17 protein-coding genes are annotated in these 15,754 nt (G+C 42.9%); 10 read left to right on the forward strand and 7 right to left on the reverse strand.

Annotated features, from left to right (window positions below):
- Positions 1-5: 5 nt before the first annotated feature.
- Positions 6-1,106, forward strand: coding sequence for a Gfo/Idh/MocA family protein (locus tag BK120_RS29060; protein WP_179089922.1), 1,101 nt, complete (start codon positions 6-8; stop codon positions 1,104-1,106).
- Between the two features lie 473 nt (positions 1,107-1,579).
- Here BK120_RS29060 and BK120_RS29065 read toward each other — a convergent pair whose 3' ends face one another.
- From BK120_RS29065 to BK120_RS29075, 3 genes are all read right to left on the reverse strand, one after another.
- Positions 1,580-2,446 carry a glycine betaine ABC transporter substrate-binding protein gene (locus BK120_RS29065; RefSeq protein WP_305953912.1) on the reverse strand — a complete coding sequence of 289 codons (867 nt, stop codon included), beginning with the start codon at positions 2,444-2,446 and terminating at the stop codon, positions 1,580-1,582.
- A 105-nt stretch (positions 2,447-2,551) separates the two neighbouring features.
- Positions 2,552-3,388, reverse strand: a complete 837-nt coding sequence (locus tag BK120_RS29070; protein WP_076270998.1) for an ABC transporter permease — start codon at positions 3,386-3,388, stop codon at positions 2,552-2,554.
- On the reverse strand, positions 3,375-4,583 hold the full coding sequence (locus BK120_RS29075) for a quaternary amine ABC transporter ATP-binding protein (RefSeq protein WP_076270999.1): 1,209 nt from the start codon (positions 4,581-4,583) through the stop codon (positions 3,375-3,377). The genes BK120_RS29070 and BK120_RS29075 overlap by 14 nt, the downstream gene beginning before the upstream one ends.
- 240 nt (positions 4,584-4,823) lie before the next feature.
- Here BK120_RS29075 and BK120_RS29080 point away from each other — a divergent pair, with 240 nt between their 5' ends.
- Both BK120_RS29080 and BK120_RS29085 read left to right on the forward strand, forming a co-directional pair.
- Positions 4,824-5,381: a GbsR/MarR family transcriptional regulator gene (locus BK120_RS29080; RefSeq protein ID WP_076271000.1), complete on the forward strand. Its 558-nt coding sequence runs from the start codon at positions 4,824-4,826 to the stop codon at positions 5,379-5,381.
- Positions 5,382-5,614: 233 nt separating this feature from the next.
- Positions 5,615-6,820: an alpha-D-ribose 1-methylphosphonate 5-triphosphate diphosphatase gene (locus BK120_RS29085; protein WP_083682596.1), complete on the forward strand. Its 1,206-nt coding sequence runs from the start codon at positions 5,615-5,617 to the stop codon at positions 6,818-6,820.
- On the opposite strand, the gene sspI is transcribed toward BK120_RS29085, so the two are convergent.
- Entirely contained in the window at positions 6,814-7,047 is a 234-nt protein-coding gene (sspI, locus tag BK120_RS29090) for a small acid-soluble spore protein SspI (protein ID WP_144376885.1), read from the reverse strand. The genes BK120_RS29085 and sspI overlap by 7 nt on opposite strands.
- Positions 7,048-7,126: 79 nt before the next feature.
- On the opposite strand from sspI, the gene BK120_RS29095 reads away from it, so the two are divergent.
- Together BK120_RS29095 and BK120_RS29100 are read left to right on the forward strand one after the other, a co-directional pair.
- Entirely contained in the window at positions 7,127-7,849 is a 723-nt protein-coding gene (locus BK120_RS29095; protein WP_076271060.1) for a potassium channel family protein, read from the forward strand.
- 8 nt (positions 7,850-7,857) lie between these two features.
- Positions 7,858-8,682, forward strand: a complete 825-nt coding sequence (locus BK120_RS29100) for a TrmH family RNA methyltransferase (RefSeq protein WP_076271002.1) — start codon at positions 7,858-7,860, stop codon at positions 8,680-8,682.
- A 563-nt stretch (positions 8,683-9,245) separates the two neighbouring features.
- Here BK120_RS29100 and BK120_RS29105 read toward each other — a convergent pair.
- A complete protein-coding gene (locus BK120_RS29105) occupies positions 9,246-9,782 on the reverse strand; it encodes a superoxide dismutase family protein (RefSeq protein WP_076271003.1) in 537 nt (178 codons plus the stop codon).
- A gap of 112 nt (positions 9,783-9,894) precedes the next feature.
- Here BK120_RS29105 and BK120_RS29110 point away from each other — a divergent pair, with 112 nt between their 5' ends.
- On the forward strand, positions 9,895-10,365 hold the full coding sequence (locus BK120_RS29110) for a GNAT family N-acetyltransferase (protein ID WP_076271004.1): 471 nt from the start codon (positions 9,895-9,897) through the stop codon (positions 10,363-10,365).
- A gap of 23 nt (positions 10,366-10,388) precedes the next feature.
- Here the strand turns inward: BK120_RS29110 and BK120_RS35580 are convergent, their stop codons facing one another.
- Both BK120_RS35580 and BK120_RS29115 read right to left on the reverse strand, forming a co-directional pair.
- Positions 10,389-10,547 carry a hypothetical protein gene (locus BK120_RS35580; protein ID WP_179089923.1) on the reverse strand — a complete coding sequence of 53 codons (159 nt, stop codon included), beginning with the start codon at positions 10,545-10,547 and terminating at the stop codon, positions 10,389-10,391.
- 40 nt (positions 10,548-10,587) lie between these two features.
- On the reverse strand, positions 10,588-11,007 hold the full coding sequence (locus BK120_RS29115) for an NUDIX hydrolase (protein WP_076271005.1): 420 nt from the start codon (positions 11,005-11,007) through the stop codon (positions 10,588-10,590).
- Positions 11,008-11,145: 138 nt separating this feature from the next.
- Between BK120_RS29115 and BK120_RS35585 the strand changes: the two genes are divergently transcribed.
- The 4 genes from BK120_RS35585 to BK120_RS29130 all read left to right on the forward strand — a co-directional run bounded on the left by BK120_RS35585 (position 11,146) and on the right by BK120_RS29130 (position 15,632).
- A complete protein-coding gene (locus BK120_RS35585) occupies positions 11,146-11,289 on the forward strand; it encodes a hypothetical protein (protein WP_179089924.1) in 144 nt (47 codons plus the stop codon).
- A 106-nt stretch (positions 11,290-11,395) separates the two neighbouring features.
- The gene (gene abc-f, locus BK120_RS29120) at positions 11,396-13,312 is read left to right on the forward strand and encodes a ribosomal protection-like ABC-F family protein (protein WP_076271006.1); all 1,917 of its coding nucleotides are present in this window, start codon (positions 11,396-11,398) and stop codon (positions 13,310-13,312) included.
- Between the two features lie 269 nt (positions 13,313-13,581).
- The gene (locus BK120_RS29125; protein WP_256711058.1) at positions 13,582-14,454 is read left to right on the forward strand and encodes an alpha/beta hydrolase; all 873 of its coding nucleotides are present in this window, start codon (positions 13,582-13,584) and stop codon (positions 14,452-14,454) included.
- Positions 14,455-14,615: 161 nt separating this feature from the next.
- Positions 14,616-15,632 (forward strand): HD-GYP domain-containing protein, encoded by a 1,017-nt coding sequence (locus BK120_RS29130; protein WP_076271007.1) that lies wholly within the window; start codon positions 14,616-14,618, stop codon positions 15,630-15,632.
- Positions 15,633-15,754: the final 122 nt, after the last annotated feature.

Below are 15,754 nucleotides of genomic sequence, written 5' to 3' on the forward strand. Positions count from 1 at the left end.
AGATTATGGAAAAGATCAAAGCAGGCATTATAGGAACAGGCAATATTAGCGGTATCTATTTTGAAAACGGCAACCGTTTTGATGCTTTGCAGGTTGTAGCTTGCGCAGACTTAGATGTGGAGAGAGCCAAAGCAAAAGGCGAGCAGTTTGGCGTTCGCGGTTGTTCGGTTGAGGAGCTGCTTGCTGATCCAGAAGTTCAGATGATAATCAATTTGACGATCCCGCAAGCGCATGCATCGGTATGCTTGCAAGCTCTTGAAGCAGGCAAACATGTTTATGTTGAGAAGCCTTTTGCAGTTACTCGTGAAGAAGCGCAGCAGGTACTTGAGCTTGCTGAGAAAAAAGGTCTCTATGTAGGAAGCGCGCCTGATACATTCCTTGGCGGCGGCATCCAAACGAGCATTAAGCTGCTTGAGGATGGTTGGATTGGTACGCCAATTGGCGCGACTGCATTCATGGTGTGCGGCGGGCATGAATCATGGCATCCGGCTCCTGAATTTTATTATCAAAAGGGCGGCGGCCCGATGTTTGATATGGGACCATACTATTTAACCGCGCTTGTAGCGCTGCTTGGACCTATCACTCGTGTAACGGGTTCGGCACGTATCTCCTTCCCAGAGAGAACGATTACAAGCAAGCCGAAATACGGTCAGCAGGTAGAGGTTGAAGTACCAACTCATATCGCTGGAGTGATGGACTTTGCATCGGGTCCTATCGGAACATTGCTCACAAGCTTTGATGTGAAAGGCGGCTCAACGCTTCCTCGAATCGAAATATATGGCAGCGCGGGCACACTTCTTGTCCCAGATCCAAACGGGTTTGGCGGTCAAATTAAAATTTGGCGTGCGGGCTCAAACGAATGGTCAGATATTCCGCTCGCTTACGGATACACAGAGAACGCTCGTGGTGTCGGTGCAGCAGACATGGCCAAAGCGATTCAAACCGGCCGTAAGCATCGCGCTAATGGCGAGCTTGCTTATCATGTACTCGAAGCTATGCATGGTTTCCATGACGCGTCGGAACAAGGCGTGCATTATGTTATGAAAAGCACTTGTGAGCGCCCAGCGCCATTGCCGCTTGGTTTGCAGCCATTCTGTTTGGATTAATAAAGGTTGAAGAGCATTAACGGCTAGAATGTAAAGCCATTAATAAATAACTTTAAAAAAGAGCTGTCCCAAAAGTAGATGTATCTACGATTGGAACAGCTCTTTTTGATGGAGCTAAGGCAGAACGATGTTCTTACCTTATCAAACCTATAGCTAACGAACCCAGCAGGTCTTATTTAAACGATTCGTAATGGAATTAAATTTTAACGAACTCCAGAATCGTTATTTCGAGAAAACTAGCGCGGAACACCATGTAAAACATGATATAACGTTTATCAGGTTCGTTAAAATGAAAGAAGAGTCGTTTTCTTCACGATAAGCATGATACAGTTCGTTAGAGAAATGATTAAGGTATTATGCAATGTCGGTGAGAGCAATAATTGAATCCGCCGGGAATAGCTTTTGATGCGCTATTTTTTCATGCTCTCCAACATTTTGTCCAAAGTGACCTATTGATCCATCGAAGTTGACTATTATTTTATCCAAGCTGCAACCTTGTCAGGATTTTGCTCAACCCATGCTTTGGCAGCTGCTTCTGGCGTCTCGCCTTCTTGGATTTTGATCATAACGGAAGCCATATCATCTGGCGTCCAATTAAACTGATCGAGGAATGCATAAGCTTCAGGCAAATCATCCTTTAGGCCTTGACGGGCGATTGTATGAATTTGTTCGTCTCCGCCATATACATTTTTAGGATCTGCCAAATATTTCAGCTCCATCTTTGCGAACATCCAGTGCGGTGTCCAGCCTGTCACAACAATCGGCTCTTTGTTTGCATAAGCCTTCTCGAGCTGCTGAGTCATTGCTGCGGAGGAGCTCTCAAGCAGCTTCCATTTATCTCGCAGATTATATTGATCTAATACTTTTTCTGTCGACATCATAAGACCGGCACCCGGCTCAATACCGATAATCGTATGATCTACTTCAGCGCCAACGGCATCGTTAAGCTCGTCAATGCTGTTAACATCCATATATTTAGGAACGACTAGACCAATTTTTGTTCCTTCTAGATTTGGTCCTAGATCATCAAATTTACCGTTATATTTTTCGATGTACGATGCATGTGTTGTAGGAAGCCATGCAGCTACCATCGCATCTGCACTGCCGTCAGAAATACCAGCCCACATAGGCCCCGCATCAACTTGCATCATATCAACTTTGTAATTAAGCTTCTGCTCAAGTACTTCCTTCACAACATACGTGCTCGCTATCTCAGAATCCCAAGCCACGTAAGCAAGCGTTACTTTTTTCTTAGCGCCTTCATTGTTTGAAGAGCATCCAGCGACTAAAGCCATGGTCATAACAGCAGCAACAATTACACTCATTTTATTAAATTTCAAAAAATCACTCCTCAAATTTTGCGCAGCAAAATACTTCGTAAGCATACGCTCAAATTTTGCGCAGCAAACTAACATCGAGCATGCGCTTAACGTTTATAAATTAGTTTAGGTGGTTTTGCTTTTACGAATAATTTGTTGGGTCAGTCGGTCTAAAATAATGGCTAATATAACAATGGCAAGACCAGCTTCAAATCCAACGCCGGTATTTCCTTGCGTGACTGCACGATATACATAAGCTCCTACGCCTTGAGCACCAATCATGGATGCAATGACGACCATCGATAGTGACAACATAATGGTCTGGTTAATGCCGGCCATAATGGTTGGCATGGCAATAGGAAGCTGCAGCTTGAACAATTTTTGCGTTGGCGTAGAGCCGAAGGCATCTGCTGCTTCTACTAATTCGGCAGGGACTTGGCGAATGCCAAGATTCGTTAATCGTATCGTTGGCGGGATTGCAAAAATAATCGAAGAGATCACGCCAGGAACAACACCCAAGGAGAAAAACGTTACAGCTGGGAGCAAATAAACGAAGGCTGGCATCGTCTGCATAAGATCAAGCAGTGGTGTAATGATTTTTTGGAAATTGGTGTAGCGAGCACACAAAATTCCAATAGGAACGCCAATCAGCACGGATATGAAGGCTGCAGTCAAAACGAGAGCTAGTGTCTGCATCGTTTGGCTCCATAAGCCGAGGTTTTCTATGATTAACAATCCGATAAGTGTGAATATTCCCATTTTCCACTTGCCGATGAGCCAAGCCAAAATAGTGAATATCAAAATAAGCACTAGCGCTGGAAACCAATTGAGAGCGACATCCAAGCCATTTACAGTTTCGCCGACAACTGTGCGTATTAATTTGAAAAAAGGGTCGAAATGAGCTTCAAACCAAGCTTCCAGCCATTCGATCCAGTCAGCTAATGGGATTTTAGGTAGATTCAATACGTTCACCAGCCTCTAATACGGAATTTCCAGCTAATGCGGCTAGAACCGCGCCCTTGATGACGATGCCTTTAAGGCGCCCGTTTGCATCAATAATGGAAATGGGGAATTTCGAATTACTCATTAATTCAAACAACTCATTAAGCAGCGTATCCGGCTGTGCGAATGGCGCTTCTCGCTCCATTGCATCTTCAAGCTTTTGGCCGTTTTTAATTGCATTCGCTGCTTCTTCTGCCGTTATAACGCCAAGCAGGCGCATACCTTTGTCGACAACGTAAAGGCTCGATACTCCGCGGTCACGCATAAATTGCAAAGCAACACGCGGACCTTTCTCGATCGTTATCGTTTCAGGTTTAATCATGACATGTGATGCTGTAAATACTTTGGATAAATCAACGTCCTCGACGAAACGCTCAACATATTTGTTCGCTGGCTGCATCAATATTTCTTCAGGTGATCCAATTTGGACGATGCTTCCATCCTTCATCAAAGCGATTTGATCACCGATCCGCAGTGCTTCGTTTAAGTCATGGGTAATGAAAACAATTGTTTTTTTCATTTTGGATTGAAGCTCAAGCAGCTCATCCTGCATATCCTTCCGAATTAAAGGATCGAGTGCGCCAAATGCTTCATCCATAAGCAGAACATCCGGATCGTTGGCAAGTCCTCTTGCGAGTCCAACGCGCTGCTGCATACCGCCGCTTAATTGGTCAGGATAGCTGTCTGCCCATCCTTTTAATCCAACAAGCTCTAGCGAATGCATCGCCATTTCTCTGCGTTTTTTCTTATCGATGCCCTGTACCTCTAGTCCGTATTCAATGTTTTGAATAACGGTGCGATGCGGAAACAGTGCGAACTTCTGAAATACCATACCTACATTTTTTCTTCTAAATTGCCGCAGACGCTCTGGTGACATCTTAAGCACATCTGTCCCGTTAAACAGGACTTGACCTAGAGTAGGTTCAATTAATCGATTGAGAAGACGTATAAGTGTCGACTTGCCGCTACCGGACAAGCCCATAATAACAAATATTTGTCCCTCTTCAATCGAGAAATTTGCTTGGTTCACCCCAACCGTAAGCTTTGTTTCTGCAAAAATTTTCTCTTTAGACCATCCTTTATCCAGCAGCGGGATCGCCTTTTTCGGATCTGTCCCGAAAATTTTGGTCAGCCTCTTGGCTTCTATAATCGCCATGTTGTGCCCCCTTTGGAATATTTCGACTCCCATAAGTTTAGTTGGTTATGTTTGTTATGGTCAAAAGGCGTGAGACTCTGTATACTACGTACAGTTATAACTTTACGAACTTTACATACTGTATACTCTGGATAACTCCCTTTTTCGTATCAAACGTGTTCTTTACATATGGATGGTCATTTGATTACAATAATTGATGTAAGAATGATAGGGGGAAAGACACTCCTCAGGAGGAACGACATGAATGAGCTTGCAGCATTAACAGATGAGCAGCTAACCAAGCTGCATAAAGCAAGGCGCCGCGTCATTGAATCAATAGGTGAAAACATGGATTTGTACGGCATTACGTTATCCATTGGTCATTTGTACGGCAATATGTACTTTAATCGTGAGCCAGTTACACTTGATGAGATGAGCCAGACGATGGGCATGAGCAAGACTTCAATGAGTACTGGCATGCGTACGCTGCATGATCTGAAGATGATAAATAAAGTATGGGGTAAAGGCTCAAGAAAAGACTTATATGAAGTAGAGCCAAACTGGCATCAAAACTTTACTGACTACTTCTCCATTAAATGGAGAAAAGCTGTCGAGCAAAATATGAGTGCTCTAAACCGATCAATGAAGGAAATTGATGCTCTAAAGCTTCAATACGAAAGCGAACAATCTTTCCTTGATGTGCTTGATAATGATACACAAAAGATTGATGAGGCTTTAAAATATTACAAATGGCTGGATCGTTTAATCGATTCTTTTGAAAATGGAGATATTTACAAGCTAATACCTCTTGAAGAATAAAATGAGAAACGAAAGGCAACGCTTCTTGCCTTTATTATGCTTCAAAGCCGCGAGGAATTATTCTTGCGGTTTTTTTGATTGTTTCGAGCATAATATAGAAGCTTTAGATCTGTATAAAAGAGGAATTAATGTCTTTTTTACAAATATCAAGGATCTAACTCCTAGGTATGTTTTTCTAAGTAAAATATGGTAAAATCATTACAATCATTTTAGAGCGGGGGAAGTGTATATCGATGGATAATCGCTTGAGAGCCAGCACTGAGCCTATGATCATTACGAACGGAAAGATCGTTTTGCCTGGCCAAATGGCTGAAGGGGCAATTGCTATTATCGATGGACGAATAACTGCTGTGCTGCACGATGAACTCGCAATCAGCAATTGGATAAAGCTGCACCCCCAGTCTATAAACATAGATGCGAAGCAGCAATACATCCTTCCAGGTCTAATTGACATTCATTGCGATGCGATTGAGAAAGAAGTGCAGCCGCGTCCCAATACATTGTTTCCTTTGGATATGGCATTGCTGGAGTTTGAACGGAAGCTTCCGGTGCATGGCATAACTACGATGTATCATTCATTATCGCTTGGCGTAGGGCTTAGTTTGCGAGGAGATCATTTGCTAACGGGGATGATTGAGTATATTAACAGCTACCGCAATAAACGATCGATGATTCGCAATCGTATACATTTGCGCTTTGAGATATCACATTTGGCAGGTATGCCAATAGTTGAACGGTTTTTGAATGAGAAAGCGATTGATTATTTATCGTTTATGGATCATTCACCTGGGCAAGGCCAATATCGTGAGCCCGGCTCTTTTGAGCGTTATGTAATGAAGAATCAGGGTGTAGGCGTCGTAGAGGTACGTGCAATTGTTGATAATCTCATTCAGCAAAGGCAACTGGTAAACGGTGACCATTTGAAGAATCTGAGCAAACTAGCAGCTAAAGCTGGCATAGCCGTTGCCTCACATGACGATGATTCGGTGGAGAAGGTAGATGAGTCGCTTGATTATGGGGTTTCTGTCTGTGAGTTTCCAATTAATATGGTTACGGCAAAATATGCTTCTAAGCGAGGGCTTCGTGTTTGTGTAGGTGCTCCTAATGTTGTTAGAGGTGCGTCTCATGATAACAATTTAAAGGCGGTCGACGCAATTGCTGCTGGTGCTGCCCATATTTTATGCTCAGACTATCATCCATCTTCTATGCTGGCAGCTGTGTTTAAGCTTGCAGATGAAGGGATTGCCGCTTTGCCAGCTGCGGTACGGATGGTCTCATTACATCCAGCGCAGGCATTGGGCGTGGATGGTGACATTGGTTCCATAGAGCTTGGCAAAGCAGCGGATTTAATTATTGTGGATCGTTATGATGGCCTGCCTTGGGTAACAGCTACCATTATCGGAGGCCAAATTGTTTATTCTGCAGCTGTGCGTTACTGAGACGGATTAGCATGCTCAGAATGATGAAGATGCCTATATAAGGAATCAACCATTCGCTCTTGCTCTAGCTCAGTGGATTGCTGCCAGATCATCTCAAAAAGTACACCAAGCCCTGGCAAAGCACGCTCATCCGCGCCAATTGAGTCTTCAATGACTTCCGATAGATCTTTCGCAGAGTTATCCTGCACACGCATAACGATTGCTTGACGCAGATCAATTTCTTTCAAACTAAACAGCCTCCTGCCCATTGGGATTTACTTATTTACTATGTCCAGTGTATGCTTCTTTCATCCGAATGAGCAAGCTATGGTATACTGTCTAAATAACTGCAGCAATCATCCGCGTAAGGAGGATTATGTATCGATGGCAAAGAAGCAATACGCAGTAATTGGAATGGGGCGTTTTGGCTCGAGCATTGCAAAAGCTTTGACAGATATGGGCTTTGAGGTATTAGCTATTGACTCGAACGAACAGCGAGTACAAGAAGTCGTTAATTTTGTAACTCATGCAGTATCCGCTGATTCTACGGATGAGGAAGCGCTTCGAGCGCTCGGTATTCGGAATTTTGATGTTGTTGTCGTAGCGATAGGACAAGACATTCAGTCAAGCATTTTGACGACGCTCATTTTGAAGGATCTAGGAGTAAAAACGTTAATCGTCAAAGCTCAAAACGAGCTTCATGGTAAAGTTGTAGGCAAAATTGGTGCCGATAAGGTCGTTTTCCCCGAACGGGATATGGGCCTGCGCGTTGCGCATCATCTTGTGTCGCCTAACATTCTTGATTATATCGAGATATCAGACGATTACAGCATCATTGAAATTAAAGCTCCCGAGCCAATGATTGGACAAAGCTTAAAGAAGCTCGATATTAGGGCGAAGTATAAATGTAATGTTATGGCTATCAAAACAGGGTCTACCATGAACATCGCTCCATATGCGGACGATTTAATTGGCAGGGACGATATTCTTGTTATTGTAGGTAAAAACTCAGATCTAACAAATTTAGAAATTGCATATTCGGAAGGTTAAATCAAACTATGAATGAAAATTTTGATTCTTTGCTATCATCTGTACAAAATGACAGAGTCAAGCAGTGGGCATCGCTGCTAGACAAAAAATACCGTGATCGCAGCGGCCAATTCCTAATAGAAGGCGTTCATCTCGTATTGGAAGCGCTGAGAGGTACAGCAAAAGTTACGACGATAGTTTATGATGCAGAACGTGGTATTCCCGGAGAGCTTAAGCTGGAGCGAGAAACGAATGATACGGATGCGACACTCGGTTTAGAGTGGGTTCAAGCTTCTCGATCGGTCATGTCAAAATGCACAGGAACGGATACGCCTCCACCTGTATTTGCTATTTTGTCAAAGCTGTCTGTACATAAAGAGGCATTATATCGCAAAAACGGGCTTGTCGTTGTGCTTGACGGCGTACGAGATCCTGGAAATGCAGGAACGATCATCCGCAGCGCGGATGCGGTTGGCGCAGATGCTGTTATTTTGGGCAAAGGCTGCGTGGACCTCTACAATCCGAAAACCGTAAGATCTACGATGGGTTCTTTATTCCATCTGCCTATTATAGAAGCGGATTTAAAAGAACTTCTGCCCGAAGCGAAAGAAAAAGGCATGAAGCTTATTGGGACAAGCCTGCAAGCAGAGCATACCTGCTATGGCTACGACTGGACACAGTCAACATGGCTGCTGATGGGAAGCGAATCAGAAGGACTGTCTCCTGAAGTTCGCGCGCTCGTGGACGAATCGGTCATTATTCCGATGGTTGGACAAGCAGAGTCGTTAAATGTTGCGATGGCAGCTACGGTTTTGCTCTATGAAAGCTTGCGTCAGCGGGCTTATAACAAATAAATAATTCCTGTCCAAATTTCAAATTTATCGTCCCTAACTAAAATTAACTGTCCCAAACCACCAAAGGCTGGAACCTGGTTGACGATTGCCCCAACCATTTCTCCAGTCTTTTTCTCTCCTCTTAAAACATCACAGCAGGGATTTCCTATTCAAATCCCGAATAGGTAATCAAGTAGAAACCCAGTCTACTCAAGGCTTTTGGAGTAAGCTGGGACGGTTTTACTCAGACATTCCCAGACTTTTATCCATGCGATTTAACTGCTGATACCTTCTTTTCTCAAGCATTTCTCTGCCCATTTAGGGACACGAATTATTATTCGTTTTCGATCACAATTGAGCCAGTCCTCTTCCAGTTTTCAGGTCTTTTCCCCCTCATTTTTGGGACAGGAATTTTTATCTCAGAATTGGCGGTGAGACCTTGTGGGGTAAGGGATTGGGGGCTGGTGTTTTGGGGACAGTTATTTTTAGTTTTCTACAGGGCTTATAACAAATAAATATCGAAATCAAAAAAAGGCTGCTACAAGGTTATTTCCTTGTGACAGCCTCTCGTTTTTCACGCTAGCTTATTGGATAACTCCGCAAGCGATACGATTACCAGAATTTCCGGATGGATCGGTAACATAATCATCTTCTTTTTCATGGATGATAATGGATGTGCCGCCGTCCTTTAATAAGGAATTTGGTTTGCCTTTCAAGAGCGTCACATCGCTGCTTACGATATCAGCCTTCACTTTGCCATCGGCATCTACCGTAATATTGGGGAGGTCACCGTTATGGTAGCCTTTTGGATTGTTAAAGCCATGCTGCTTATTCACTGGATTGAAATGAGCTTCAGCTGTTTTGAAATCAGGAGTATCGCATTTGCCCACGCTGTGAAAGTGAATACCATGCTTGCCTGGAGCAAGCTTCTCCGCTTCAATGTGCAAATATACTTTGTCAGCTTTTTGGGTGAGCTGAGCTGATCCAATATGTTGGCCTTCGCTGTTAATTATAGTGACAAGTACTCCAGCAGGTTCAGCATTTGGATTTGGATGTGCTAATACAATTCCAAATGTTTGGGTCAGGAATAGCAAACAGACTAACATAGATATTTTTCTCATCGTATTCTCCCATTCATCATGTTTTTGTTTTGGCCGCATAGAAAACGGCAATATGCTTATAGTGTGCAAAACGATTACTTTTATACATAAAAATCCAGCTGGAGGAATGAGTATGAATATTAGAAGGTTCCTTAAAGAGGATATTAGTGAGGTTGTTTCCTTATTCTATGAAACGGTGCATGAAGTAAACAAACAACATTATTCACAAGATCAGCTTAACGCTTGGGCTCCACAAGATGAGACAGACCAAAAAATCGAAGCTTGGAAGGAATCCATGGTTCGAAATATTACTTTTATCGCTGAGAACAGCGGTCAAATTGTAGGATTTGCTGACATAACCTATGGAGGGGAACTGGATCGAATGTATGTCCATAAGGATTATCAGAGAAGAGGCGTAGCTTCAGCCCTATTGAAAAAACTTGAAGCTGAAGCTGGTCGACTAGGGGTAAATGAGATAAAAACAGATGCGAGCATAACAGCAAAACCATTTTTTGAACGTCATGAATACCGGGAAGTTGAGTCACAAGTCGTGGAACGGAGAGGTGTGAAATTAAACAATTTTAAAATGATCAAAAAGCTTTAAGAATACTCATACGAAGAAGAATACTATGTAGCCGCTGTGTTTGTCGCTTCGTTCTGAATGCTATGAACACCCATCACAACTGCAATAAGCTCAAAGTCTATAGTTCCAGCAGAGGCTCCATTTGCATCCATAATCGTTGTTTCACCAGCACTAAAGAAGTTGTCTTTAAAATAAAGCTCCACTTGAATACCACCTTTCCGTTTAAGAATAAGGAATGTCCGGCTAGCCAAATATATTTTTTACAAACGGAGTTACGGGCATATCTATTAAATCACGCATAGGAATCCACTTTGCGCCTAACGAGTCTTGGCCATCGCCATCCGTTTTTAGATTGAATGTTTCATCTACTAGGTTTACATCATAAATAATGCCGATATGATGCATCTCTTCTAATTTATCCGTTTTAAATGGCCAGATCAGCGTATATGACATTGTCGTTTTGATGGTGCCAGTTAACGCTGTAATTCCTGTCTCTTCTTCAAACTCTCTAATGAGTGTTTGATCAGGCTCTTCTCCAAATTCAATTGACCCTCCCGGGAAATCCCACTTCCCTGTATGCGGCCCTCTGCCTTTTTTGATGAGCAATACTTTATCGTCTTTCCTCAAGACGCCGTACACCCCAAGATGTGTAAATCTATCCATATATAAGCCTCCTTCACAATATCATCTTCGACATCATATATGCTCACTCCTTGTAAATACAAAAATTGGTTTGGCTATTGCAATAACACTTGCCCTTATGTTATTTTAAAAAGAATGAATGAAAGGGAGGTGAAGTAGGTGAATCACGAAATGGTTAATAACCGTATTAGCCAGCTGCCGATTGCTATGGCTGGCATTGTTCATACATTTTCCGCGAACGGGAGAGGTCTGTCCAATTATGCTCATACGATTAAACCATTCGCGAGAAGACGCCTACTTTAACCACTACGGATAGCTTTACCATCCGAAGGGTCGCAGGCTTGTTGCTGCGGCTCTTTTTTTGTTGTGTTTGAGAGTCAGGGTCTTCATCTAACAGGAGGCTCTTCACATGATTATTGTTAATATACAGGAAATAAAGAAATACCACGCCGCAAATCTGATATTTGATGGACTAACGCTGCAAATACAAGCAGGCGAGAAGATCGGGTTGATTGGCCGCAACGGAAGCGGAAAATCGACATTGCTTCGCCTAATTTCAGGTCATGATCAGGTAGATGAGGGAATGCTTACGGTACAGAAGGAGCTGGCAATCGGATATTTGCCGCAGACACCTGCCGAATTTGATAAGCTGACCGTGTATGAAGTTTTGGCTTATGGCTATCAAGACTTAATGGCGTGCAAGCATCAGATGACGCAGATGGAAACAGAGATGTCGAGTCCGCAAATGCTTGCTGATTCAGCTGCTTTGGAGCGTTTGCTGAAAACATACTCGCTGGCTCAGGAAAGATTCGAGAGAAGCGGCGGTTATGAGATGGATACGGCAATTGAGCAGGTCGCAACGGGTTTGCGTATCGATCGAGCTGTTTATTCACGAGGCTTTGGCAGCCTGTCCGGCGGTGAGAAAACGCGAATTGCACTTGCCTCCCAGTTGATTGTCCGACCGGCTTTGCTGCTGCTTGATGAACCTACGAACCATCTGGATTTGCGGGGGATGGAGTGGCTGGAGCAATTTATTCAGCAATATGATGGCGCATGTGTCATCGTATCGCATGATCGTTATTTTCTTGATGAGGTGTGCTCCAAAATAATCGAGCTTGAGGACGGTACAGCACAAACCTTTCTTACAAACTATAGCGGATATGTGAAGGAGAAAGAGGAGCTTCTCTTGCAGCAGTTTGCGAATTTTCAAGAGCAGCAGAAGCAGATAAAGAAGATGAAGGAAACGATTAAGCGCTTGGAGGAATGGGGGCGTATCGGCGACAATGAGAAGTTTTTTAAACGCGCCGCTTCCATGCGCAAAGCTTTGGAAAAGCTGGAAATGATTAAACGACCGGTTCTTGATCCGAAGACCGCTGATTTCGAGCTTACAGCGCTTGATCGCTCTGGTCGTAAGGCAATTACCTTTGAGAATGTAACTAAACAATTCGGTGATCGGGTTATTTTGGAAAAAGCAGAGGGCAGCTTGTTCTATGGTGAGAAGGTTGTGCTGGTTGGGGACAATGGCTCAGGCAAAACGACGTTGTTTAAGATGCTGCTTGGCGAGCTTCAGCCAGATGATGGACAGCTAGTCCTTGGAGCTCGCCTTCATATCGGCTATTTGGCTCAAGAAGAGAAGGTTGACGATAAGCAGCTCAGCGTACTTGAATTTTTTAAAACGGAGGGCGGTTTAGAGGAAGGCGAGGCAAGGAATATACTGGCTAGCTATTTGTTTTATGGAACGGATGTATTTAAACCACTTCATTTGCTGTCAGGCGGGGAATGGTCACGCCTTCGCCTCGCGCTGCTTATTCGTAAAAAACCGAATTTATTGCTGCTGGATGAGCCAACGAATCATCTTGATGTCAGCTCCCGCGAGGCGCTGGAGGAAGCTTTGGAAAACTATGATGGAACGGTGCTGGCAATCTCGCATGATCGGTATTTTATCAATCGGCTGGCTAAACGAGTTTGGGAGCTTAATGAGGGAGCCATTCACACTTACTTGGGCAATTACGATGACTTTAAGTCAAAGCGGAAGCCTTATAAAACGAACGAGAACATTGTTACCGTTAAAACGGAGCAGGTTGTGCGAGATCCGAAGCAATTAGCTATCCATTCAAAGACAAAACAAGGTGGAAGACTGGAGCGTACGAAGGAGCAATTGGAACAAGAGATTGCGAGGCTTGAAGCAAGTCTGCTAGAGGGCAATATGGAAATGGAGCAAATCGCGACAATGGGTGATCCAGCTGCGCTTGAATCCATTTGGAATATGCAGGAGGAACGGCAAAAGCAGCTGGATCAGCTAATGGAAGTATGGTTGGAACTATAATTTATAAAATGTTTCTACGCTAAATATAACATGCTGTTATGTGTAACCCATGGTGAGATTCTCGTTTTGTAATGGTTGTAGTACATTGTAGTTAACCATTTTATGAGAATCTCCCTTGGGTTATTTCTTTTTTTTATGTGCAGCTAGCTGCGTTCACGATTTCAGTCGCTAGACGTATTGTTAATTAAAATTACAGGATGTATGATTATTTTGCTATATAAATAAGGTTAAGCAGGTGGAAAATGGTAATAAAGGTAAGGAGGTTTATTTTGAATATATTTCTTGTGAGTATGATATTGTGCAGTGTTTTAACGAATTCCGGTTGTACTGCAGCCACTAGCGAAAATAATGCCGTGTCCTCGAAAGCTCTTCCAGCAGCACGTGTGGAGAAAAGGACGATGAACAGTGAAGCATTACATAAAGATATGAAACTGCAAGTTTATTTACCTGCTGGATATACGGAAACCGTTGACTATCCTGTCCTTTATTTGCTGCATGGTCGAGGTGGTAATGAGAAAACGTGGAATAAAGATATGAATGTGTCCGATAAGGCGACACAATTGATCAAGCTTCAGAAAATCAAGCCATTAATTATAGTGATGCCTCAGTATGACAACAGTTATGGCACGAATTACGCTGATCAAACGTATTCCAAGGATGGACGTCAATACGGACGATATGAGGATTACTTGATCAAGGATTTGATCGGATATGTGGATTCCCATTACAGTACGATCGCCGATAGAGAAAGTCGATATATTGGAGGACTCTCCATGGGCGGCTTTGCAGCGTTGTTTTTAGCATTTACGCACCCGGACTTATTCAGCAAAAGTGGTGGACATAGTCCAGCCATGTTTATGGATTCTACGGAGAAGTTGGGCTGGTTATTCAAGGATGAAGAAATGAGAAAGCGGACAGATCCGCTTTATCTTGTAGACCAGCTGGAATTGAAAAATTTAAATATTTATTTGGATTATGGTAATAAAGATATGATACATGTTATTAATTCTACTGATCAATTGTATGCAAAGCTTAAAGCAAAGGGCATCGATGTACAGTTCCAAACCTCATCTGGCGGCCATGACCGTAATTACTGGAAAGCGAATACAGATCAATATTTAATGTTTTATGCTGGATTTTAAGATAGCTGTACAGGTCTTGATTCTGAAAAAGCCAACGGATTAGTTTTCCTAATCCGTTGGCTTTTTCTAGATATTCTCATCTTTCTAATTTTAATAGACCCTTCCTAAATAAGATATGGTAAACTAAAAGTTGGAAACGTCAAGTCCGAGGGAGTGAAGTCATGGAACAGTTGATCGGGAAAAAAATGAAATATGATATTTTGAACGCTTATGGCGTTACGATTGTACCTGCTGACTCTGTTCTGACTCGTGAATCAATACAAATATTAATAAACCATCGGATAGATTTATCATCGATTGCCCTTGCTTATGAGGATAAGCCGATTCAGCAATCAAGCATTCAAATTGGTGAGCTTGTTCAGCAAACGGTTAATATCTCAAAAGAGCTCTTTGAATCGATATTAGTATCACGTAAGGTCCCGTTAATGGAGATTCGCAATGAGGTGCTGCCAGCTATTTTGCAGCTATCCAAAAATCAGGATATTTTCGAATTATTCGAAGCGGTGAAAGCCAAGGATGATTATGTATATGAGCATAACGTAGGTGTGGGCGTCATATCGACGCTTATCGGAAGATGGATGAATCTGGACAATTCAGAGCTTTCGATTTTGTCGCTTGCTGCTACCCTGCATGATGTTGGCAAAGTAAAGCTTCCGTTAGAGGTTTTAAACAAGCCGGGCAAGCTGAATGAAGTTGAATTCCAATTAATTAAGAAGCACACCATTTACGGTTATGAACTGCTCAAGGGTACGACGGGCTTAAGCCTCCGAATCGCTCGTGTTGCGCTTCAGCATCATGAACGCGAGGACGGGAACGGCTATCCACTCGGACTGAAAAAGGAAAATATTGATTTATTCAGCTCTATCGTAGCAGTTGCGGATATTTTTCATGCGATGTCCTCCAAGCGTCCTTATCACGAGCCATTATCCTTTCATGAAATTGTTAATCAGATGACAGATGGGAAGTTTGGCGTTCTTAACCCGCAAATTATCTCGGTATTTATTGAAAACCTGATGAAGCGATTAGTCGGCAAACAAGTGCTTCTGACCGATGGCCGAGAAGGCGAGGTCGTGTACATCAATCCGCACAATATTGAGACGCCTCTTATCAAGCTGGCAGATTATTTCTTGGATTTAAGCCAGGAGAGAAATATACATATCAAATCTATTATCGCTTAAAATATACCATCCTAAGTGCTGCTAACCAACATCTGTTGACTAGCAGCATTTTTTTGTATGAAGTATGTGTATTTCTACGATTATGCTCCATTGCCTCTTTTGAAAAGGGTAGATCTAGCCAC

The organism is Paenibacillus sp. FSL A5-0031 (assembly GCF_001956295.1).
Taxonomy (GTDB): domain Bacteria; phylum Bacillota; class Bacilli; order Paenibacillales; family Paenibacillaceae; genus Pristimantibacillus.

Excerpts from the sequence above, each read along its gene's own strand:
- BK120_RS29060 (WP_179089922.1), top strand. The coding sequence starts at position 6 with ATGGAAAAGATCAAAGCAGGCATTATAGGAACAGGCAATATTAGCGGT.
- BK120_RS29075 (WP_076270999.1), bottom strand. The coding sequence starts at position 4,583 with ATGGCGATTATAGAAGCCAAGAGGCTGACCAAAATTTTCGGGACAGAT.
- BK120_RS29080 (WP_076271000.1), top strand. The coding sequence starts at position 4,824 with ATGAATGAGCTTGCAGCATTAACAGATGAGCAGCTAACCAAGCTGCAT.
- BK120_RS29085 (WP_083682596.1), top strand. The coding sequence starts at position 5,615 with ATGGATAATCGCTTGAGAGCCAGCACTGAGCCTATGATCATTACGAAC.
- BK120_RS29095 (WP_076271060.1), top strand. The coding sequence starts at position 7,127 with ATGGTATACTGTCTAAATAACTGCAGCAATCATCCGCGTAAGGAGGAT.
- BK120_RS29100 (WP_076271002.1), top strand. The coding sequence starts at position 7,858 with ATGAATGAAAATTTTGATTCTTTGCTATCATCTGTACAAAATGACAGA.
- BK120_RS29105 (WP_076271003.1), bottom strand. The coding sequence starts at position 9,782 with ATGAGAAAAATATCTATGTTAGTCTGTTTGCTATTCCTGACCCAAACA.
- BK120_RS29110 (WP_076271004.1), top strand. The coding sequence starts at position 9,895 with ATGAATATTAGAAGGTTCCTTAAAGAGGATATTAGTGAGGTTGTTTCC.
- BK120_RS29115 (WP_076271005.1), bottom strand. The coding sequence starts at position 11,007 with ATGGATAGATTTACACATCTTGGGGTGTACGGCGTCTTGAGGAAAGAC.
- abc-f (WP_076271006.1), top strand. The coding sequence starts at position 11,396 with ATGATTATTGTTAATATACAGGAAATAAAGAAATACCACGCCGCAAAT.
- BK120_RS29130 (WP_076271007.1), top strand. The coding sequence starts at position 14,616 with ATGGAACAGTTGATCGGGAAAAAAATGAAATATGATATTTTGAACGCT.